Here is a 20,359-nt window from a genome sequence, read left to right as displayed (position 1 = left end):
TTCTAAAAGTCCGTTAGTTTGAAGTTGTAATCAAGTGAGTGGACGACCCCTGTAAGCGTTTCGATGTTACAGGAAGCGACATCCGTGGTCTGCGTCGTCGCAGGCGAGACAAGATGAATCCGCAGAGGCCCCTTGCCCGGCACATTGTTGTAAGCCTCGCGGAAGGTGTAGATCCACAGCCGCTTTCCCGAAGCCATCTGCACCTGCTCGCCTCCCTTTCCGATCGGTGTGGAAGGGTCTGACGACTTGACGCCCTCCTTGAAGTCGTCAAGCATCACGCGCCTGCCGGGGAGGACACAGTTCAGGATAAACGTCCGGCAGTCGGCCACAGGCATGTCAGCGACCGTCTCCATGCCGTTGTCTAACAGATAACGGCGGATGCTGTGGCTGGTAGGGCCGAAGAACGTGAAGTCCTTTCCATACCGGCTTGTCCCCTGGAAGAGCGGAACCAGGCCGGCACGCTCCGTCATTTCGCACAGGAGTTCCCAGTTGTACTTGTCGCCTTTGAAGTAATCCCACATGGTGGTCTCGTGCTTGCCGTTGGCAAGTCCGGTATCGTCGAAATTGTATTGGGTGCAGCTGGCGAACAGTCCCGCCGTCAGGCACACCATTGCGATATAGATAATCTTTTTCATTTTTCAGACAATTATATTTGTTATGCAGCTTGGGATGCCGGATCAGTTGTAAGACTGCCAGTAAGGTTTCTGCCGCAGCCTGTTGTTGATCACGTGTCCGTCCTTGTCCTGCCATGCATCCTTGGGCAGCGGCAGGAAGAGTGCGCCGCCCTGAATGTTCTGGTTGGTCAGCAGCTTGAACTTACCTTGCAGTTCTTCCTTCACGTAACCATTGCGGATGATGTCGGCATACCGTGCATCGTTCTCGCCGATGAACTCCCTCTCCCTCTCGAGGAAGATGGCTTTCTTCAGGCCTTCCGTATCATAGACCGAGGGATAGGGCTGTGCGCCCGCCCGCGACCGGATCACATTCAGGTCGGTGATGGCATGGGCCGCATCGCCCAGCTTCTGATAACATTCTGCCCGCAGAAGGTAAATATCGGCCAGTCTCCAGTACACATAGTCGGCATCTACCGTGCGGTAACTCTTCCCGCTCGGCGAATACTGGTCAGGATCCATGATGGCCTTCCGGAACTTGTACATGACGGCATAATCCTGTCCGTCGACCTCGTGCGGCGTCCCCCACTCGTAGAAGAAAGCCTTGGGACGCCGGTCCGCAGCATCGGGGAAGAGCTGGTCGACGGTCGACTTGTAGAGCTGGTAGGTGGTGTTTGAAGGCAGGTCGGCCAGCGTATGGTCTTCCCGTACAGGCCAGCTCACGAAGTTCTGCGCCACCTCGTTGGGCGAGACGACGTATTCCGAACGTGTCTTGTCGAACAGCAGGCTGAAGATCGCCTCTGGGTTGGGGCTCTTCTCATTGGACAGATACTTGCACAGTTCCTCCGGAGAAGCACACAGCTGGTAACTGCCAGCCTTTCCATCAATCAGTTCCGTGGCGTACTTAACCGCATTCCGATAGTCTTCCTGTGCGTTCCCCTGCAGCCTGTAAAGCTCCGTCACACTGCCTTTCCAGGCATAGATCTGTGCCAGCAGGGCCGCAGCGGTACCTTTCGAGGCCGTCTGCCGGTTGGTTATCGCCACGCCGTTCAGGTCCTTCAGCTTGTCCCATGTAGGCAGGAGGTCGAGTGCCTTCTTCGCATGGTCGACGGCCGCATTGAGCACTTCCGTCTTGGAAGACAACGGATAAGGCTTGATCTCGGAAGAGTTCTCTGTGATGATGGCTTCGCCATAACGCTGTGCCAGCAGGAAATAAGACAGTCCGAGAGCGAACTCCGCCTGCCCCACATGGAAATCCCGGCGGTCAGGTGTCAGATCCTTCGGCTTGTCGATGTTGTCGAGCAGCAGATTGCTCTCAAAGATAATGTTGTACAGGTTCTTCCATGAATACTCGCTTGAGATGACCGTCCGCGGGTTCCATTCGCGCAGCTGACTGGCATTCAGCACCTCGTCGGCCTTCATGCCGGCTGTCGCAAGAACATAGTTGTCGCCGACAACCGTATTGATGAAGTACTGGATGGACGTGGTCGTCGCATCCAGTTCTTTTTCATTGTTGAACGAATTGCTGTAAGTAAGCCCGTTCTCCGGCTGCAGGTCAAGACTACAGGAGGAGAGGAGGCAACCGCATATCGAGAGTAAGATAATCTTCTTCATTTGCTGTCAGAATTTTAAGTTGAGACCTAATGTGACTTTCCGGTTCAAGGGGTACTGCGTACCGTCGTCCTTGCCGGTATAAGGATTGATGACCTCCGGATCCACACCCGAATAGTTGGTAATCAGGAACAGGTTCTCGCCGCTGAGGTAGAGGCTGACATCCTTGATGAACGAGCCTTTCAGCCAGTTCTTCGGCAGCTGGTAGCCAATGACCAACTGCTTCAGACGCAGGAAACTGATGTTCTCGATGTTGGAGTCGACATTGCCGTCGAACTGTCCTATGTAATCCTTGTCGGCAAACTCAAGCGACGGATACTTCGCATCTCTGTTCTCCGGTGTCCAGAAGTCGCTGGCATGGAAGTAGTTCATGATGACCCCGAAGTCCTTTGTAAAGGTGAAGGCGCTGTTCTTGTACATGTTCATCACCTTGCGGCCGATCGTATAACTGAAGAGCACATCGAGGCTCAGCCCCTTCCATGCAAGGTGACTGTTCAGACCGCCGTAGACAGCGGGGAGGGTGCTGCCGGCATAGTAAAGGTCCTTGTCGTCGATCACACCGTCATAGTTCTGATCCTTGATCTTCCTGCCGCCGACACGCAGCGGGTTGTTGATAGACTGGAAATACAGCGGTATCAGCTTGCCCGATGCGTTGCGGTACATCGGGATGTCTTCCTCCTTCTGGACGATTCCTTCGTCCTTGAACGTATAGATGCCGTAGACCGGGCGGCCGAGCACCTTGTCGTTGAGATCTTCACCGTTGTAGGTCTTGCGCAGCATGTTCTTGTTGTGCGAGAGGTTCATGCCTACGCTCCAGTTCCAGTTCTTCTTGCGGATAACATCATACTGTGCTTCAAACTCGATACCCTCGTTGGAGATGGCGGAAGCATTGTCCCACATGTTGTTTGCAAGGAAGACATTGCCCGGGAGATAGGACTGCATCAGCAGCTTGCTGGAATACTTATAGTAATAGTCCAGCTTGAGTTTCAGCCGGTAATCCAGCAGCTGCAGGTCGAGACCGAGGTCGTACTGGTCGCTCTCCTCCCACGTCAGTTTCTTGTTCGCCATAGACTGCGGTATCAGTCCCAGCTTTCCGTTGAAGACATTGCTTTCCTCCATCACACCCAAGGCGAGGTAAGGCTCCTGGAACTTCTGCCCCGACTTGCCCCATGAGGCACGCAGCTTGCCGAAGCTCAGCCACCATAGCTTCTTCATGAACCGTTCTTCACTGAAAGCCCAGCCGAGACCTACCGAGGGGAAAGTACCCCAGCGCACATCCCGTCCGAACACACTCGAACCATCCGAACGGATGGACAGCTCGGCCATGTAACGCTTCTTATAGCTGTAAGCCGCCCGGCCAAGAAAGCTGACAAGAGCCTGCTCCTGCTTGTCGGTGCGAAAAGTCTGCGCGGCTCTCGTCGTACCGCCGTCGTTCAGCAGCGAGGGCCATCCCTCCCCGGCATACTTGATGGAATTGGTAGGACCGCCCTTTGCCGTACCGTTCAGGTTCTGCAGCAGGTCGTAGTTGTAGGTCATACCTGCCATCAGCTCGAGTTTGTGCTCGTGCGGAAGGGCGAGGTTGTAAGTGAGGATGTTCTCCGTCTGGATGTTCGTCATGGCGATATTGGATGCCTGAACCTCCGACTTCATGTCATATTTCAGATAATCGGGCGTGAACGTATAGACCCGCGTGAAGTAATGGTCGAGCGAATAGGTGGACGAGAACTTGAGCCCTTTCAGGATGTTATAGTTCAGGCCGACGCTCAACCGGATATTATAGTTGGAGTTGGTCTTGTCAATATCCTTCAGCTCCCTCAAAGCCGCCTGCTCAGCGACACTCCCCTTGCCAGGGAGCAGCGTTGACGTGCGTTTGGGGTCGAAGGTCAGTCCCTGCACACGTCCTCCGTCCGAGCCGGCATTCTGTGTGGCATAGGTGAGGTTGATGCGTGTGAAGGCGCTCAGCTTCGTCGACAGATTGAAGTCGAGGTTGCTCAACAGACTGTAACGGCGGAAGTTGGAACTGATCATGATGCCCGTCTCGTCATAGATACCGGCATTGACCATATACCGCATATTGTCCGTTCCGCCTGCCAGCTGCATATCGGCTTTCGTCACCTTGCCGACCCGGAAGGCATACTTCCACCAGTTCGTACGGTTGTTGTAGAAGGTGTTGAGCGAGTCCTGTGCAATACCGGGAAGACGACGGTCAGGGTCCAGCACCTTTCCGTTGCGCCACAGATAGTCGTAGGCACCGTCGTTGTCGGCATCCCAGCCGTAAGAGTCCTTATAGGAATGAGGATAGACAAGCTTGTCGGTAAGATAGTCATAGTGCGCTCCCCGCTGGCTCTTTGCCAGAAGCAGGGCGATGTCACGTTCTCCCTTTCCCATTGTCTGCATCGGTGTGCTCGGCAGCCAGGAGAGCGACTGCGACACGTTGAAGCTGACCTCCGTCCGGCCGGACTTGCCTTTCTTCGTGGTGATGAGGATGACACCGTTGCCGGCTCTTGAGCCGTAGAGAGAAGCCGATGCCGCATCTTTGAGCACCTGCACCGACTCGATGCTCGACGGATCCAGTCCCGCCAAGGGGTTGATGCCGCCGGTCGCCTCCGTGGCACTGCCCGAAACAGGGACACCGTCGATGACGTAGAGGGGCGTTCCGTCGTTGACACCCTGCTGGTTCAACGAGCTGAAGCCGCGGATGGTGATGCGTGAACCGCCGCCGCCGGGCGATCCCGAGAGGTTGGTCACGTCTACACCTGCCATACGTCCCTGCAGCAGGTTCTCGATGCTTGCCGTCGGGGCTTTCTGGAGGTCTTCCACCTTCACGGAAGCGACGGCTCCCACCTGTTCACGGGTGTTGCGTTTGCCGTACGCCACCACCGTCACCTCGCCCATCGCATAGGCTGACGAAGGCAGGACGACGTTCAGGGGCTTGCCGGCATGGTACTTCAGCGTCTTCGCCTCATACCCCACGCTGGAAATGCTGACGGTCCCCTCCTCCTGCTCGACAGGCATGGAGAAGTTTCCGTCTATATCGGCCGTAACGCCCTTCGATGTCCCCTTTATCTGCACGATGGCAAAAGGGACGCCCAGTCCGTCTTTGTCCTTCACCGTTCCGTGAAGCGTGTACTTTCCCTGTGCAGCGTTCTTCATCTTGAACACGTCAATCACATTCCCTTCCACATTGTGTATGAAGGGCGTATGCGACAGCAGGCTTTCCACAGCCCCCAGCTCGTCCACATCCTCGAAGGAGATGGTCAGGAGCAGCGAGTCGTTCTTCACATCATCGGAGTAATGAATCTTGTAATCTCCCTTTGTGGCAATAAAATCTAAGATCTGCGCAACGCCCTTGTCCTTGAACGAGATCGAGAACTTCTTCCCTGCAACCTGTGCGGAAGCAGGAGAAGCCCACGACAACAGCAGGGCAAACGCTGCCAGAAACACGAAAGAAGGTAACCTCCTTACCGTGTTGAAAACATGTTGGTGATGCTTCATTGATCAGTTTGTATAATTAATATGCGCTTTGATTAAAGTGAATGACTAAAAGCCAATGTCCTCCATTCCTTCCTCATTTAAAGTATGCTTCGCCTGAACAAATGAATGTAGATTCTCGTGGCCCATTTACAGCATTTTTACATAAAAAAGGTATTAATATCGAACAAGCTGCAAATGTACATAATTTTTTTTAATCTCATGGCAATTGACTGAAAAAAAGAACTGTCACTGTTCCAAACAGATTGCAGACAGATTATGGGCCGGGTTGAAAGCCTACCGGGGCTCCCTGACAGGAACGAAGACGGGAAACGGTGCACAGACCGGTACAGGACAGAGCATGCGGAGAACGCAGCCTGGCTGTATTGCGGCGGGCGTTACTTCCCACGCCGGCAGGCGTTGAGCGCACTGCATGCAAAACACTACTTGAAAGACTTTCCGAATAAAGAAAAACAATCCGGGGACATCGGGACAGATGCCGGCATACAGCTTACGGAAAAAAACAAACGGCACAGCCTTCCATGCGCAGTTTTCCTTTAAGGCAGAAATTCCGGTTCTTCCCGTTAGATGCATAGATTGGAATAAGAATAAAGGCTTATGCACTTGCGGGGTATGGCTATCCAGGATTAGATGCCTTGCAAAGGACGATAAACTACAGGATAAAAAGCAGAAAAGGCGAATTGATACGATGCCTGTCCATCAGCATGTCTTTCCGTCTACTACAACCAACCTGTTCCCACATCATCGGTGTCTGTAAACTATTTTCATGCAACCCAAGCTGGCACATGCCCTTATGGCTTCTGAAAGAGGCCTGATTGACTTGCAACAGGTGCTCTCTTGGCGTGTTACCAACGCCCTTTTGAAGTCCAATCAGGCACCTTTTACGAACGACTTGATAACCTGTTGATTTACGGCTGTTTACGAACCTGCTTTTTGCACGTTTCTTTTATATTTGCAGAAGATTTGTCTGAAATTGTGTAATGGTTTTTCAAAATCTTATCTGTATTTCCAACGTATTAAAATGAAAAGGTCTTTGTGTCGGAGGAGAATCCATGCTCTCCCAAGAAAGACAGGCTCGCACGGCTGAAAAGACCGAAATCCACCAGAAGTATCTTTCAGAACCTGCCTAAAGAAAGAAGTCTGCCCCCCAGATGAGAACGGCATAACGCATCACCTTTCCTATTGTGATACTGAGAACAGACAGCGGGAGGTTGGCACGTGTAAGCCCCAGCACGATGGTGATCGCACTGCCCAGTATCGGAAGAAAAGCAAAGAAACCCATCCATGCGCCATGCCCGCCCATGAACCGGTAGGCTCTGTCGATAGAGGCCTTCTTCACATGGAAATAGCGTTCAAGCCACTCCAGCTTGCCCAGTCTGCCCAGCCCGTAGTTGAACATTCCCCCCATCACGTTGCCGATACTGCCGTAGACAAGCAGTAAGACAGGGTCAAGTCCTGCGGCAAGGAGGCCGAGCATGACCGCCTCACTGCTGAAAGGGAAGAAGCTCCCGGCAAGAAATGCCGACAGCAGCATCCCCCAGTAACCGTAATCTAGAAGGAAGTGTGTAAGAAAATCCATAGATTGATCAACATGATGATGACGGCGGAACAAGAAAGGAAGACAAACATCCAGTTGGTCAGCCGCGTACGTGTCAGTGCGAAGAAATGTGCGATCAGCGGTGCTGTCGTTACCATCAACATGCTCAGCAATGCTTCATAATGCCGGGGCTGAAGCAACAGGAATACGGCAGCGGAAAGGTCGACCGTAATGAAAATCTGATAGAACAGACGGGTACGTATGTTGTCGTTCCGTTTCTGATTCAGGAAATGGACAATACCGATCAGCGCACATAACAGTACAAACGAAATCATGACCAACTCACTTACGCTCAGGCTGGTGAGACGGAACGGCTCATAAAACACTGCAAGCTGTGCAAAATGATTTACAAGCACTGAAAGATCTCCCTTGGCCGCCAGATAACCTGAAAAAAACCAGTAAGGAAGCAGGAGCCCGAGGATAGAGGCACAGAAGTTGCGGATGCTCAATGCAAGAAGATTCGTGCGCATGATTATCCAGAATATGGGCAGGAAGAAAAGAATCTGCACCCATGCGATGCTTGCCATGCCGATGCAAAAGTAAGCATAGAAAGTCCAGCCAGGTGCATGGGCATCCTGGTAACAGCGGAAAGACAGGGTGTAATAACCTACCGTCCCGAGCATGACGATTGCTGCCCGGACAGACGGAAACATGAACCCCGCCATTGTGGCGAACACGAGAAACGAACAGGAGACCATCCGACTGTAGATGCGGATGAGCGCATTGCCGTTGTTCAGTTCCATCATAAGATAGGTGGACAGCAAGAGGCAGATTCCCGGTACGATCACCGCCGGATGATGCAGACCTGCGATAATCCATACAAGAGCAGCCGCTGAGACGACATATACTTGCGTCCAGCGGCTTTCAGCTATTTTGTTCTGAATACGTTTCTTTTGCATTGTCGGGTTGATGAGATGCGTCCGCCATATCCTCCGGGAGGAAGAAATCGGCAGACGGAGAGGTTCGGTGTCAGGCAGGATAAAGCCGTGTGCCAGGCAAGGGGGGCTACAGATCCTGTCCGATGTCTCTTCTGAAATATTTGTCCTTGAAGTCGATCTCCTGCGCTCCGGCGAAACTCTTTCTGAGTGCCTCTTCCTTGTTCTCCCCATAAGAGGAGACCGCAATGACACGCCCTCCGGCGGTGACGACCTTCCCGTCTTTCAGTGCCGTCCCACTGTGGAAAACGACCGAATCCTTTATTCTGTCAAGTCCGGAAACGGGATAACCCTTTACGTATGCTTCAGGATAGCCGCCGCTCACAAGCATGACGCAGACTGCGGACCGCGGATCGAACACAACCGTCCGCTTGTCGAGATCGCCTTCAGCGACCCCTTCAAACAGGTCGACAAGGTCGCTTTCCAGCCTCAGCATGACGCTTTCCGTCTCCGGGTCGCCCATCCTGCAATTGTATTCGATGACCATCGGGTCGCCATCGACATTGATCAGACCGAAGAAGATGAATCCCTTATAGTCGATATGCTCGGACTTCAGTCCCTCCACGGTAGGGCGGATAATGCGTTCTTCCACCTTCTTCATCCACTCGGCAGTGGCGAAAGGAACAGGAGACACACTCCCCATCCCTCCTGTATTCAGCCCCGTATCATGCTCCCCGATACGCTTGTAGTCCTTCGCTTCAGGCAATATCTGATAATGCGTACCATCCGTGAGGACGAAGACGGAACATTCTATGCCCGAGAGAAACTCCTCGATGACGACCTTTGCCGAGGCATTCCCGAACATCCCGCCGAGCATCTCGCGCAGTTCTTTCCGGGCCTCTTCGAGCGTCGGGACTATAAGCACGCCCTTTCCGGCAGCCAGTCCGTCGGCTTTCAACACATAAGGAGCATGGAGCGTCTCGAGGAATTTCATCCCCTCCTCAAGGGTCGTCCCGTCGAAAGTCTGATAGGCGGCGGTAGGGATGCGGTGACGTTTCATGAATGCCTTGGCGAAGTCCTTGGATCCTTCCAGCACGGCTCCCGCCTTGGACGGACCGATGACCGGGATACGGGCTGTACGCACATCGTCCTTGAAGGCATCATAGATGCCCTTCACCAAAGGATCCTCAGGCCCCACGACAACCATGTCCACCTTTCTTTCCACGGCGAAGTCCTTGAGCCTGTCGAAATCGTCTGCACCGATCGCCACATTCTCACCGACAGCCCCCGTACCGGCATTGCCGGGTGCGATGAAGAGCTTACTACACTTCGCACTCTGTGCGATCTTCCATGCCAGGGCGTGCTCGCGGCCGCCGCTACCTAAAAGTAAAATGTTCATAAATAATGACTATCTGATTCATTCCATCCGGCTTGCTGCGAGGAGGAAGCGGATGCGATGTTGACTGTTGTTACGGCGGATGATGTCCGGCACCGGCCGTCTACAACCGGTCCTTTCATCCTCCATGCAGCTCTGCTCCTCCCCCTTCCGGAAGAGGGGCAGAGAGATTACCGTCCGTTATTTAAGGTAATCCTCGAAATACTGCGTGATGCGTTCATGCAGATGAACGCTCTGGTGTCCACGCATATTATGAGGTTCGCCCGGATAAACGAAGAAGTCCGGCTGCGTGCCGGCGGCGATGCAGGCCTTCAGGAAAGAATACGCATGCTGCGGAACGACCACCGGATCGTTCAGACCGATGATGATCTGGAGCTTGCCTTTGAGGTCTTTCGCCTTCTGGAGAAGTGAGGTCTGGGCATAGCCTTCAGGATTCGCCTGAGGGGTATCCATATATCGTTCTCCATACATCACCTCGTACCATTTCCAGTCGATGACAGGTCCGCCGGCAACTGCCACCTTGAAGACATCAGGATAGTTGGTCATCAGGGAAATCGTCATGAATCCTCCGAACGACCACCCATGCACGCCGATCCGGTCCTGATCGACGTATGGGAGAGACTTCAGGAACTTCACACCCTCCATCTGATCTTTCATTTCCTCCTGTCCGAGGTGACGGAACGTAGCCTGTTCAAACTCCTTCCCACGGTGTTCGCTTCCACGGTTGTCAAGGATGAAGAGCAGGTATCCTTTCTGTGCCATATAAGTCTCCCAGCCACGTGATCCCCAGTTCCAGGAGGCTTCAACGTTATGGGCGTGGGGGCCGCCATATACATAGATGACCGTCGGGTATTTCCTGCTCGGATCGAAGCCGACAGGCTTCACCATGCGCCAATAGAGGTCTGTCTTCCCGTCAGCCGCCTTGACGGTTCCGCACGTAAACTCGGGAACGTCATACGCTTTCCATGGATTGGCGGACGTGAAATACCCATGCCGCTGCGGCTTTCCCTTCAGCGTGATCAGTTCATACTTACGGGGCACGTCCGGTTCGCTGTAACTGTCTATGAGCACGCTGCCGTCTTCACTCAACTTCGGGTAGTGGTATCCACGGCCGTTGTCGAGCAGTGTCCGCTTCCCTGTCGCCACGTTGACGAGCCATACATTGCGCTGGATAGGGCTGCACTCGTTGGACACATAGACGATGCTTTTCTGCTTTGCATTGAATCCCAGCACATCCAGGACCACCCACTTGCCACTTGTAAGCTGTCTGATCAGACGCCCCTCTTTATCGAAAAGATAGAGATGATTATACCCGTCCTTCTGGCTCTGCATCACGAACTCATTGTCATTCCACGGCAGGAACCGTACAGGATGGCAAGGTTCAACGTACTTCGCATCCGTCTCCCGATAGAGTTCCTTCAGCTTCGCACCCGTCGCCGCATCGTATGAAACCAGCCGGCAATCGTTCTGGTCACGGTTGAGTTCAAACATATAAACCGTCTTTTCGTCCGGACTCCATGCGATGTTGGTGAAATAACGGTCGGTCGGATCGCCTGCCTGAAGGTAAACCGTCTTCCCGGAAGTCAGGTCGTACACGCCGACTGTAACCTTGTGGGACGTCTCCCCGGCCATCGGATACTTGATGGGAGCAGCCTTGGCGGCACGCGACTCGCCCTTCTCCGGTGTCCAGTCCAGTTCCGGGATGTCTACGAGCGGATAGTCCGCCACCCCGCTCTGATCCATGCGATAGAAGGCCAGCCGGTTCCCCTTCGGACTCCAATAAAGCCCGCCATCGATGCCGAACTCGTCCCTGTGTACGCTTTGCCCATAAACGATATTACGTGAACCGTCCGTCGTCAACTGGTGCTTCGACCCTTTGGCATCGGTCACGTAGAGTTGATTGTCAGCAACGAATGCCGTTGCTCCGGACCGGCTGTTCCACTGCCGTGCCTGCAGGCCGGCCGGCCGCTCCAGACGCTGTTCCAGCCGGTGTTCCCTGAAGTTCACATACAGGTCCTCATGGCCGTTCTGCACCAAGACCACCGGACGGTCAGCATAAGGGAACTCCGCCCCATAGAGATGACGGACGACCTCGCCAGCCTCCTTCAGTCCTGCCCACCTGTTCAGTTCGTCCAGCGAAAAGAGCAGTTTCTCCTTGCCGCTCACAGGATCGACCAGCGAACAGCAGTTCAGGTCCTGCCGTACCGGTTTCCCGCCCCACCACGTAAGATAGCGCGCTTCAGGGCGCATGTTGTAGAAATTCGTGCCACCGAAATTCAGATCCTCCAGTGTAAACTGCTTTTGTGCCATACTCTCAGTAGGACAGAAAAGCCCCGTGAGAGCACAAAGCCCCACGAGACCGATAAATGATTTAATCTTCATGTCTGTATGTGTTTTTACCACGGAATCCTCCGCGCTTGTTAGATTTATCAAATCGTCTGCCGCCGAACTTACGGTCGTCGTCACGCCTGAAGGAACGCTTGCGGTCGTCAATGCGCTTGAAGGAGCGTCTGCGGCTGTCGTCATCACGGTCGAAACGGGGGCGGCGTTCATGGCTGTCACGGAACTTCCCACCGCCGAACTTGTTATGTTCCAGGCTATGGAACGTAAACGACCGTATGTCAGCTTCGGCATTCTCCTCATTCTCTTCGAGCCGCTTCTTGAAATCACGTTCTTTCCTGAAGCGGTGCTTCTGCGCCATCTCCTTTTTCTCTTCTTCGGTCTTCACTACCCCACCCTCGTGGCGGAAGCTGCTCATCTTGCCGTCAAACATCTGATAGCGACGGAACTCACACTCCAGAGAGCCGTTGTAGACCGGAATCTTGATGCTGGGTTTCAGGCCGATCTGCCGGAAGCACTCCTCACGATAAGACAGGATCCATGCCTCATTGCCCATGAACTGGTGTTTCAGCCGTTCGCCGATCATCTTGTAGGTAGCCAGCAGGTTAGGTGTGGAGATACGCTCTCCATAAGGAGGATTCATCACGATGATGCTCTTCTCCTCCGGCTGCGTGAAGTCCTTGAAGTCCTGCTGGGCGATGGTCACATCCCGCGACAGGCCGGCGGCGGCCACATTCATACGTGCCGTGTTCACGGCCTTCATGTCGGCATCGTAGCCGTAGATGTGATGGGTGAACTCACGTTCCTGTGAGTCGTCATTATAGATCATATCAAACAGCTCCTGGTCGAAGTCGGGCCATTTCTCGAAGGCGAACTCCTTGCGGAAGACACCCGGCGAGATGTTCCGGGCTATCAGGGCCGCCTCGACAGGCAGTGTCCCCGACCCACACATCGGGTCGATGAAGTCGGTCTCTCCCTCCCAGCCCGTCATCAGAATCATACCGGCGGCCAGCACCTCGTTCAGCGGAGCTTCGACGCTTTCCTGACGGTAGCCGCGCCGGTGCAGCGACTCCCCGCTCGAATCCAGCGACAGGGTCGCATTGTCTTCCGCCACATGGATGTTCAGCCGGATGTCAGGGTTGCTGACAGAGATATTGGGACGGCTCCCCGTCCGGTCACGGAACTGATCGACGATGGCATCCTTCACCTTATACGTGACAAAGCGCGAATTGGTGAATTCCTCGGAATACACGACGGAATCGACAGAGAAGGTCTTTCCCTCGAGGATATATTCGCTCCAGTCTATCTTCTTCACTTCCTCGTACATATCCTCTGCGCTCCTCGCCTTGAAGTGTGCGATGGGTTTAAGGATGCGGATGGCGGTGTGCAGCTGGAAGTTGGCACGGTACATCATTTCCTTGTCACCGGTAAACGACACCATGCGGCGTCCTATCTGTACGTTGTTGGCGCCTAACTTTGTCAGTTCTTTTGCTAATACCTGTTCCAAACCCATGAAGGTCTTGGCGATGAGTTCAAATTCTTGCATTTATGTGATCGTGATTTTATAAGCGTTGAAAGGAAAGAATAAGTGGCAGAACGGACGGGAAGGTCAGATCCCCCCGCCGCCTTCAAAGTCGGTGTCCAGTATGTCGGTCCTGCTCTGCCTGTACTTCTTCGAACACGGGGGCATATCCCGGGTGACCCATACATTGGCGCCGATGACGCATCCTTTCCCTATCGTGACACGTCCGAGGACTGTCGCATTGGCATAGACAATCACCCCGTCCTTCAGAATCGGATGGCGGGGAATCCCCTTGATGGGCTTCCCGTCCTTGTCGAGCGGGAAACTCCTGGCGCCCAATGTCACGCCCTGATAGAGTTTCACATGATTGCCGATGACGCACGTCGCACCGATGACGACGCCCGTACCGTGGTCGATCGTGAAATGGGTGCCGATCACAGCGGCCGGATGGATGTCGATGCCGGTCTCAGAATGTGCCAGCTCCGTCATCATGCGCGGAATGAGCGGGACCTGTTCCAGCACCAGTTCATGTGCCAGCCGGTAATTGATGATCGCCTTGACGGCAGGATAGCAGGAGATGACCTCGCCCTGATTGACTGCCGCCGGATCACCGTCGAAGGCCGCCTGTACGTCGGTCGAGAGAATCCTACGGATGGCCGGGAACCTGGCGATGACGCGCCCGGCAATCATGTCGGCCTCCTCCTGCATGCAGCGGCGCATATCCTCCACATTCGGGCAGTGGCAATCCTCGTCGAAACACAGGCCCGCCATCACCTGGCGGCTGAGCAGCTTGTGCAGCCGCTCTACACTTACTCCTATCTGATATTTGATGGTCTCGATATTGACAGACGACTTCCCGTAAAACCCCGGAAAGAGGATGGAGCGCGAAAGGCCGACGATCTCTTCAAGCTCCTTTGCCGAGGGCAGGGGGTCTCCCTCGCGGTGTTCATGGAAAAGACCTTGCAACGCCTCCGGCTCCGAAAGCTCATCCACCGTCTGGATGAGCTGCTGCGTGATGTCCTGTCTGCTCATTGCTGCTTGTATCGAGATGTATTTACGATGCAAAGATAATGATTATTATCGGATTTTTATGTGTTTGTTCAGGAAAAATATGGTAATTTTGCAGCCGTCACCAAGAGATCTGACAGGATGATCCCGATTCATCAGGAATCTTTCCGGACAGTTACACTTACAAGCAATGAAGTCAAGAATCCTCCCGCTCATCATCAGCATCGTTCTTCCGCTCACCGTCTGTGCAGCAGCATCCGCTTCCCGGCCCGACCGTTCCCGACACTCCTACGACGGCATAGACGTATCGCATCATCAGGGAAAGATCGACTGGAAAGAGGTGGCGAGAAACAAGAGCATCCGATTCGTGTACATCAAGGCGACACAAGGGACGACCATCGAGGACGAACATTACGACCGGAACATCAAGGGGGCGCGCCGGCAGGGCCTGCGCTGCGGTTCCTATCACTTCCTCTCCTCCTCCACCCCTATCAGGGCACAGTTCCGACACTTCCGGAAAGTAATCCGGAAACACAGGCAGGACCTGATACCGATGATCGATGTAGAACGCGAAGGGGTAAGAGGATGGACACGCAAACAGGTGCAGGACAGCGTGGCTGCCTTCGCAGGACTCATACGCAGACATTACGGGAAGAAACCGCTGATTTATTCGCAGGCGAACTTCTACAACTCCCACCTTGCGCCCCGATTCAACAGCTACTTCCTTTTCCTGGGCAGATACAATGCCGTGCGCCCGTCCATCAGGGGAGCGGGACACCACAACATCTGGCAGTTCACCGAACGGGGAAAGATCCGGGGAATCCGCGGACATGTGGACCTCGACCGCTTCATGTCGGGAACTTCACTTGCAGACATCCGGCTATAACGCACCTGCGGCACAGGGAAGTGCCCGGCCGCCGGGAACAGGAGTACCGGCCGCCGGGAATGCAGGTACCGGCCACCGGGAACAGGATTCCCAACCGGTTGGGAACACAAGTCCCAGACAGTCGGAAACATTCTCCGCTTTCACATCCGCCCAGACAATAAAGACAAGCAGCCTCCGTTTCCCATAAAGTACATCCGGGACGGAAGGCCCTGTCAGGAAAAACAACCTATCAAGACAGACAACATGAAAGATCATAAGCCCGACAAACGGCATCCATACGCCGGCCGCAGACCGGCCGGCCTACTTCGTACCGCACTGCTGGCACTCGCCCTCTTCGCCATGGGGGAAGCATCGGCACAGAGACTTCATGAAGATCCGCCGCTGACCCTCCGCCCACTGCTGCAGCAGCTCGGGACGGCACTCATGCAAGGCAAGAAAGGGAGCATCGTGGCCATCGACCCCGCTACCGGCGAGATACTCTGCATGGTGACGAACTCGCCCGAAGGCCCTGACGATGCGCTCGCCATCGCCACCGCCTACCCTCCCGGATCTACGATAAAACCGGCCCAGGCGCTGGTCTTTCTCTCTGAAGGACTTGTAAAGGCCGATACGAAGATCGCCTGCCACCATGGTTTCCACGACGGGAACATCAAGGTGAAATGCCACTCCCACTATTCCCCCGAGACACTGACGGGGGCGCTGGCCGTATCGTGCAACACCTGGTTTCTGCAATCGTACCTGACGATGCTGAACGACAGACAGAAATACGGTTCGAAGGAGAAGGCCGTCAGCACCTGGCACGACTACCTCGTGAGCATGGGGCTGGGCGGCCCGTCAGGCATCGACATGCCGGGGGAGAAAGGCGGCCTGGTGGCCAATGTGAACTATCTCACACGCCGCTACAAGACAGGATGGGAGCCCAGAACCATCCTGTGGGCCGGGATGGGACAGGGCGACATTACCGTCACCCCGCTCCAGCTCTGCAATCTGGCTGCTTCGATCGCCAACCGCGGTTTCTTCTTCACGCCACACATCCATAAGAACACGGAGTGGTCCCCCCTGCCGCCGCGTTTCCTCACTCCCCATCAGACAAAAGCGCTCCCGGCCGCCTACAACACCGTGATTGCAGGAATGAGACTGGCCGTGACCAAGGGGACGGCCACCGTACTCAACGGGACCTCCTACCCCGTATGCGGGAAAACCGGAACCGCCGAGAATGCCGGCAAAGACCATTCTGCCTTCATCGGTTTCGCTCCCATGAACAACCCGAAGATAGCCATTGCCGTGTACATCGAGCATGGCGGATTCGGAGCCGACACGGCGGCGCCGATAGCCGGTCTGGTCATGGAGAAATACCTGAAGGGAAGACTGAGTCCGAAGTCGACGGCAAGGGCCAGACGGCTGGAACAGATGCAGACAATCGAAAAACAGAATCCTCCTGCCAGATGAAAACGCCATCCTGCGCCGGCATCGGGAGGCAGATGCCGTGCGGTAGGAGGAGACTGTCTTCCGCGTTCTATGGAAATGACAGAAACGACAAAGGGCTCGGCAATCTGTTGCTGAGCCCTTTGTCGTCTGCATTTCTGCGGACATCGTGCTTGATTTTTGGGCTTCCGCCTCACGGCGTCACCCAATCATCTTGCATCATTGTTATCCTTTAATCAATCTTCTAATTACCTTTAACTAAACCTATTTTCTTGAAACCTGAACAATCTCTTTTGTTCTTCCTTAAATTAAATAACTAAAAACCTAAATCTATTACTACTAACCTAAACAATCTATATTTCTTGTCTTTTGACGATGCAAAGGTACGACTGTTTGCGTACACAGCAAAGGTTTTCCATGCGTTTTTCTCATAAATCCGGCATTAATTGACCTACATCAATTCACGGGCACCGGCCGATTCCATGCGGAAGAAAAAGACCCGGACATACCCAAGAAACAGCAGAGGAAGGCATGAGAAAAGGCTGTGCCGAGGATGCCGGACCGGCGGAACATCCTTGACACAGCCTCTGCAGGGTCTGTGGAACTGTAATATATACCTTAATAGGATAAGGCCGGCAGCCCCCCGGACAGTCTCTTTGCGGATCCGACTCGACAGCCGGCGGGCACGGAACTCCCTGAAGATGCCGCGAAAGCACGGATCAGATAAGATACTGGCTGGAGATGCTCTCGTTGTTGAGGACACGCCGGATCGTCTCGGCGAACATATCTGCAACGGAAATCTGCTTCACTTTCGAGCAGCGGGCCGTATAAGGAATGGAATCCGTGAAAACCATCTCTTCCAGCGAAGAAGCTTCCACACGCTCGGTAGCAGGGCCGCTCATCACGCAATGGGAGGCAATGGCGCGGACGCTCCTGGCACCGGCTTCCTTCATGATGTCAGCCGCCTTGGTAATGGTGCCGGCAGTATCTACCATGTCGTCAACGATGATGACATTCTTCCCTTTCACGTCACCGATGATCTGCATGGTGGCGACGACATTGGCACGGGCACGCGTCTTGTTGCAGAGAACCAGCGGACAGCCGAGGTACTTGGCATACGTGTTGGCACGCTTCGAGCCGCCGACATCAGGACTGGCGATGACGAGGTCGTCCAGATGCAGGCTCTGCACGTAAGGAAGCAGTACGCCGCTGGCGTAGAGGTGGTCGACAGGAACATTGAAGAAACCCTGAATCTGGTCGGCATGCAGGTCCATCGTCATCATACGGTCGATACCGGCAACACTCAGCAGGTCGGCAACCAGTTTCGCGCCGATGCTCACACGCGGCTTGTCCTTGCGGTCCTGACGGGCCCAGCCGAAGTAAGGGATGACGGCGATGATCTGACGGGCGGAAGCACGCTTGGCAGCGTCGATCATCAGGAGAAGCTCCATGAGATTGTCCGAATTCGGGAAAGTACTCTGCACAAGGAAGACATCCTTTCCGCGGATACTCTGTTCGTAGGAAACGACGAACTCACCGTCGGAGAAGCGAGTCATCACCAGGTTGCCAAGCGGACAGCCGAGGCTGGCACAGATTTTCTCTGCAAGGTATCTTGTCTTCGTGCCAGAGAATACCAAAAAAGAGTTGTTTTCACTCATTTCTTTTCGTTGTTTATATTGATGAGGTATATAAATCTATCGTCACTTCTGCATCTTACTGGCAAAGGGCGCGCAGCTTGCGGAAGTATTCAACGACCGGACTGAAGTTCTGCTCGCTGTGAATGCAGAACCGCTCCCAGAGGTCGTTGCGGATCACCACGCCTCCGAATCCCCGCTCACGGAGAACCGGTATGTCCGCCAGCGTGATTCCGCCCATGGCATAGACGTGCCGGCCGAGAAGTCCCTGCCGGCCGGCTTCGTCCAGTTCCGCATCCGAGAGGACACGTTCCCTGTCGGCTGTCGCTTCACGAGGCTGGTGGATATTCTTCAGAAAGACATAATCCGACTGCTTCTTCATGGCTCTCAGCTGCATCACGTCCTCACACGTCCTGCCTACCGTCCCCTTGTAGCCCGTGGGAACGGCCGCCCCTGCACTGTCCAGGTGGATACCGCCCAGTGCAAATTCGTTCTTCGCATAGAAGTGCTGATGGACGATGATCCTGTGATGAAATTCTGAAGGGAGAAGAGAAAGAAGACGTTCCAGATAAAGTGGGGATGTATCTCTCTTCGAGATGTGAAGGCTATCCAGACCCTCCTCGAAGAGCATACCGATGATTTTGTCTTCTTCCACAAAATAAGTGGACTTAGTCATGACGACCAGTTTCATGCCTTTAGTTTATTTGCATTGCAAAGGTAGAGATTATTTCCGATAACTGCAAATTTTTCCTTATATTTGCACCATGAAAGTAAATCCATTGACCTACGACGGACTCTCCCGCCCCATGTACATTCTGGAGGAAAAACGGCTCCGGGACAATCTGAAACTCATCGCCCGGGTAGCGGAAGAGGCGGGTGTAGAGATCATCCTCGCTTTTAAGGCATACGCCCTGTGGCGTACATTCCCCATCTTCCGCGAATACATCAGGGCGACCACCGCCTCGTCACTCTACGAGGCAAGGCTCGGATTCGAGGAGTTCGGTGCCCCGACGCATACCTTTTCACCGGGCTACACCGATTATGAGATTGATGAGATCGCACGCTGCTCGTCCCACCTCGTCTTCAATTCCCTGACACAATACGAGCGTTACCACGTCCGGGCCAGGATGGGGAACGAGCGGCTGAGCCTCGGACTGCGTGTCAACCCTGAGTATTCAGAGGTCGAGACACTCATCTACAATCCCTGCGCACCGGGCACACGCTTCGGCATCACTTCAGAGAAACTGCCCGACAGACTGCCTGACGACGTAGACGGATTCCATGTACACTGCCATTGCGAAAGCGGAAGTGATGTCTTTGAACGCACACTGACACGCATCGAAGGGCGATTCGCCAGATGGTTCCCGCAGCTGAAATGGATCAACTTCGGCGGCGGACACCTCATGACGCGGAAGGACTATGATGTCCAGCGGCTTATCCGTACGCTCCGCGGATTCAAGGAACGCTACCCGTGGATCAAGGTCATACTCGAGCCCGGCAGCGCCTTTGCCTGGCAGACCGGACCGCTGGTGGCACAGGTGGTAGACGTAGTGGAAGACCACGGCATCAAGACCGCCATCCTGAACGTCAGCTTCAGCTGTCACATGCCCGACTGCCTGGAGATGCCTTACCACCCCGCCATCCGCAATGCCCGTCTGGCCGACGAAGACGGAAGCGCCAGGGGAGAGCACACCTACCGGATGGGGGCAAACAGCTGCCTGAGCGGCGACTGGATGGGGTCATGGACATTCGACCATGCCTTGCAGACAGGAGAGAACATCATCTTTGAAGACATGCTTCACTACACGACGGTCAAGACCACCATGTTCAACGGCATCAGCCATCCCGCCATCGCCCTGCTCCACGTTGACAACGAACTGGAGATGCTGCGTGAATATAGCTATGAGGATTATCGGGACAGAATGGATTAATGGCACATTCTTTGCTGTCTTGACGATGTAA

At 54.4% G+C, this 20,359-nt stretch carries 15 protein-coding genes; 4 read left to right on the top strand and 11 right to left on the bottom strand.

Annotation, left to right across the window (positions count from 1 at the left end):
- Window positions 1-2 precede the first annotated feature (2 nt).
- The 3 genes from HMPREF9141_RS05040 to HMPREF9141_RS05030 are packed head-to-tail and all read right to left on the bottom strand — an operon-like array spanning window position 3 to window position 5,717.
- The gene (locus HMPREF9141_RS05040; protein ID WP_007367454.1) at window positions 3-635 is read right to left on the bottom strand and encodes a hypothetical protein; all 633 of its coding nucleotides are present in this window, start codon (window positions 633-635) and stop codon (window positions 3-5) included.
- A gap of 42 nt (window positions 636-677) precedes the next feature.
- On the bottom strand, window positions 678-2,225 hold the full coding sequence (locus tag HMPREF9141_RS05035; protein ID WP_007367453.1) for a RagB/SusD family nutrient uptake outer membrane protein: 1,548 nt from the start codon (window positions 2,223-2,225) through the stop codon (window positions 678-680).
- Between the two features lie 6 nt (window positions 2,226-2,231).
- Entirely contained in the window at window positions 2,232-5,717 is a 3,486-nt protein-coding gene (locus HMPREF9141_RS05030; RefSeq protein ID WP_007367452.1) for a SusC/RagA family TonB-linked outer membrane protein, read from the bottom strand.
- Between the two features lie 41 nt (window positions 5,718-5,758).
- On the opposite strand from HMPREF9141_RS05030, the gene HMPREF9141_RS13340 reads away from it, so the two are divergent.
- Entirely contained in the window at window positions 5,759-5,911 is a 153-nt protein-coding gene (locus HMPREF9141_RS13340) for a hypothetical protein (RefSeq protein WP_156792421.1), read from the top strand.
- A 929-nt stretch (window positions 5,912-6,840) separates the two neighbouring features.
- Here HMPREF9141_RS13340 and HMPREF9141_RS05020 read toward each other — a convergent pair.
- The 6 genes from HMPREF9141_RS05020 to HMPREF9141_RS04995 form a co-directional block, all read right to left on the bottom strand.
- Window positions 6,841-7,293, bottom strand: a complete 453-nt coding sequence (locus HMPREF9141_RS05020; protein ID WP_007367450.1) for a YqaA family protein — start codon at window positions 7,291-7,293, stop codon at window positions 6,841-6,843.
- Entirely contained in the window at window positions 7,266-8,210 is a 945-nt protein-coding gene (locus tag HMPREF9141_RS05015; protein WP_007367449.1) for a hypothetical protein, read from the bottom strand. Before HMPREF9141_RS05015 ends, HMPREF9141_RS05020 begins: the two co-directional genes overlap by 28 nt.
- Window positions 8,211-8,316: 106 nt before the next feature.
- Window positions 8,317-9,585 carry a phosphoribosylamine--glycine ligase gene (purD, locus tag HMPREF9141_RS05010; protein ID WP_007367448.1) on the bottom strand — a complete coding sequence of 423 codons (1,269 nt, stop codon included), beginning with the start codon at window positions 9,583-9,585 and terminating at the stop codon, window positions 8,317-8,319.
- Between the two features lie 177 nt (window positions 9,586-9,762).
- Window positions 9,763-11,964, bottom strand: coding sequence for a S9 family peptidase (locus HMPREF9141_RS05005; protein ID WP_040554286.1), 2,202 nt, complete (start codon window positions 11,962-11,964; stop codon window positions 9,763-9,765).
- Window positions 11,954-13,468 (bottom strand): THUMP domain-containing class I SAM-dependent RNA methyltransferase, encoded by a 1,515-nt coding sequence (locus HMPREF9141_RS05000; protein WP_007367446.1) that lies wholly within the window; start codon window positions 13,466-13,468, stop codon window positions 11,954-11,956. The genes HMPREF9141_RS05005 and HMPREF9141_RS05000 overlap by 11 nt, the downstream gene beginning before the upstream one ends.
- A gap of 63 nt (window positions 13,469-13,531) precedes the next feature.
- A complete protein-coding gene (locus HMPREF9141_RS04995; RefSeq protein WP_007367445.1) occupies window positions 13,532-14,476 on the bottom strand; it encodes a serine O-acetyltransferase in 945 nt (314 codons plus the stop codon).
- 166 nt (window positions 14,477-14,642) lie between these two features.
- On the opposite strand from HMPREF9141_RS04995, the gene HMPREF9141_RS04990 reads away from it, so the two are divergent.
- Complete coding sequence (locus HMPREF9141_RS04990; RefSeq protein WP_007367444.1) at window positions 14,643-15,338, top strand: glycoside hydrolase family 25 protein; 696 nt, start codon at window positions 14,643-14,645, stop codon at window positions 15,336-15,338.
- Between the two features lie 339 nt (window positions 15,339-15,677).
- Entirely contained in the window at window positions 15,678-16,787 is a 1,110-nt protein-coding gene (locus tag HMPREF9141_RS04985; protein ID WP_257009574.1) for a penicillin-binding transpeptidase domain-containing protein, read from the top strand.
- A gap of 695 nt (window positions 16,788-17,482) precedes the next feature.
- Here HMPREF9141_RS04985 and HMPREF9141_RS04980 read toward each other — a convergent pair.
- Window positions 17,483-18,421 (bottom strand): ribose-phosphate pyrophosphokinase, encoded by a 939-nt coding sequence (locus tag HMPREF9141_RS04980; protein ID WP_007367441.1) that lies wholly within the window; start codon window positions 18,419-18,421, stop codon window positions 17,483-17,485.
- A 55-nt stretch (window positions 18,422-18,476) separates the two neighbouring features.
- Window positions 18,477-19,088, bottom strand: a complete 612-nt coding sequence (locus tag HMPREF9141_RS04975) for a hypothetical protein (RefSeq protein WP_007367440.1) — start codon at window positions 19,086-19,088, stop codon at window positions 18,477-18,479.
- Between the two features lie 73 nt (window positions 19,089-19,161).
- Between HMPREF9141_RS04975 and nspC the strand changes: the two genes are divergently transcribed.
- Window positions 19,162-20,328 carry a carboxynorspermidine decarboxylase gene (nspC, locus tag HMPREF9141_RS04970; RefSeq protein WP_007367439.1) on the top strand — a complete coding sequence of 389 codons (1,167 nt, stop codon included), beginning with the start codon at window positions 19,162-19,164 and terminating at the stop codon, window positions 20,326-20,328.
- Window positions 20,329-20,359: the final 31 nt, after the last annotated feature.

It is taken from the genome of Prevotella multiformis DSM 16608 (genome assembly GCF_000191065.1).
Classification (GTDB): domain Bacteria; phylum Bacteroidota; class Bacteroidia; order Bacteroidales; family Bacteroidaceae; genus Prevotella; species Prevotella multiformis.
The sequence above is the reverse complement of the archived record's forward strand: the minus strand, read 5'-3'. Positions and strand labels throughout refer to the sequence as shown.

Coding starts and splice junctions, on each gene's coding strand:
- HMPREF9141_RS05040 (WP_007367454.1), bottom strand. CDS start 635: ATGAAAAAGATTATCTATATCGCAATGGTGTGCCTGACGGCGGGACTG.
- HMPREF9141_RS05035 (WP_007367453.1), bottom strand. CDS start 2,225: ATGAAGAAGATTATCTTACTCTCGATATGCGGTTGCCTCCTCTCCTCC.
- HMPREF9141_RS05030 (WP_007367452.1), bottom strand. CDS start 5,717: ATGAAGCATCACCAACATGTTTTCAACACGGTAAGGAGGTTACCTTCT.
- HMPREF9141_RS13340 (WP_156792421.1), top strand. CDS start 5,759: ATGACTAAAAGCCAATGTCCTCCATTCCTTCCTCATTTAAAGTATGCT.
- HMPREF9141_RS05020 (WP_007367450.1), bottom strand. CDS start 7,293: ATGGATTTTCTTACACACTTCCTTCTAGATTACGGTTACTGGGGGATG.
- HMPREF9141_RS05015 (WP_007367449.1), bottom strand. CDS start 8,210: ATGCAAAAGAAACGTATTCAGAACAAAATAGCTGAAAGCCGCTGGACG.
- purD (WP_007367448.1), bottom strand. CDS start 9,585: ATGAACATTTTACTTTTAGGTAGCGGCGGCCGCGAGCACGCCCTGGCA.
- HMPREF9141_RS05005 (WP_040554286.1), bottom strand. CDS start 11,964: ATGAAGATTAAATCATTTATCGGTCTCGTGGGGCTTTGTGCTCTCACG.
- HMPREF9141_RS05000 (WP_007367446.1), bottom strand. CDS start 13,468: ATGCAAGAATTTGAACTCATCGCCAAGACCTTCATGGGTTTGGAACAG.
- HMPREF9141_RS04995 (WP_007367445.1), bottom strand. CDS start 14,476: ATGAGCAGACAGGACATCACGCAGCAGCTCATCCAGACGGTGGATGAG.
- HMPREF9141_RS04990 (WP_007367444.1), top strand. CDS start 14,643: ATGAAGTCAAGAATCCTCCCGCTCATCATCAGCATCGTTCTTCCGCTC.
- HMPREF9141_RS04985 (WP_257009574.1), top strand. CDS start 15,678: ATGGGGGAAGCATCGGCACAGAGACTTCATGAAGATCCGCCGCTGACC.
- HMPREF9141_RS04980 (WP_007367441.1), bottom strand. CDS start 18,421: ATGAGTGAAAACAACTCTTTTTTGGTATTCTCTGGCACGAAGACAAGA.
- HMPREF9141_RS04975 (WP_007367440.1), bottom strand. CDS start 19,088: ATGAAACTGGTCGTCATGACTAAGTCCACTTATTTTGTGGAAGAAGAC.
- nspC (WP_007367439.1), top strand. CDS start 19,162: ATGAAAGTAAATCCATTGACCTACGACGGACTCTCCCGCCCCATGTAC.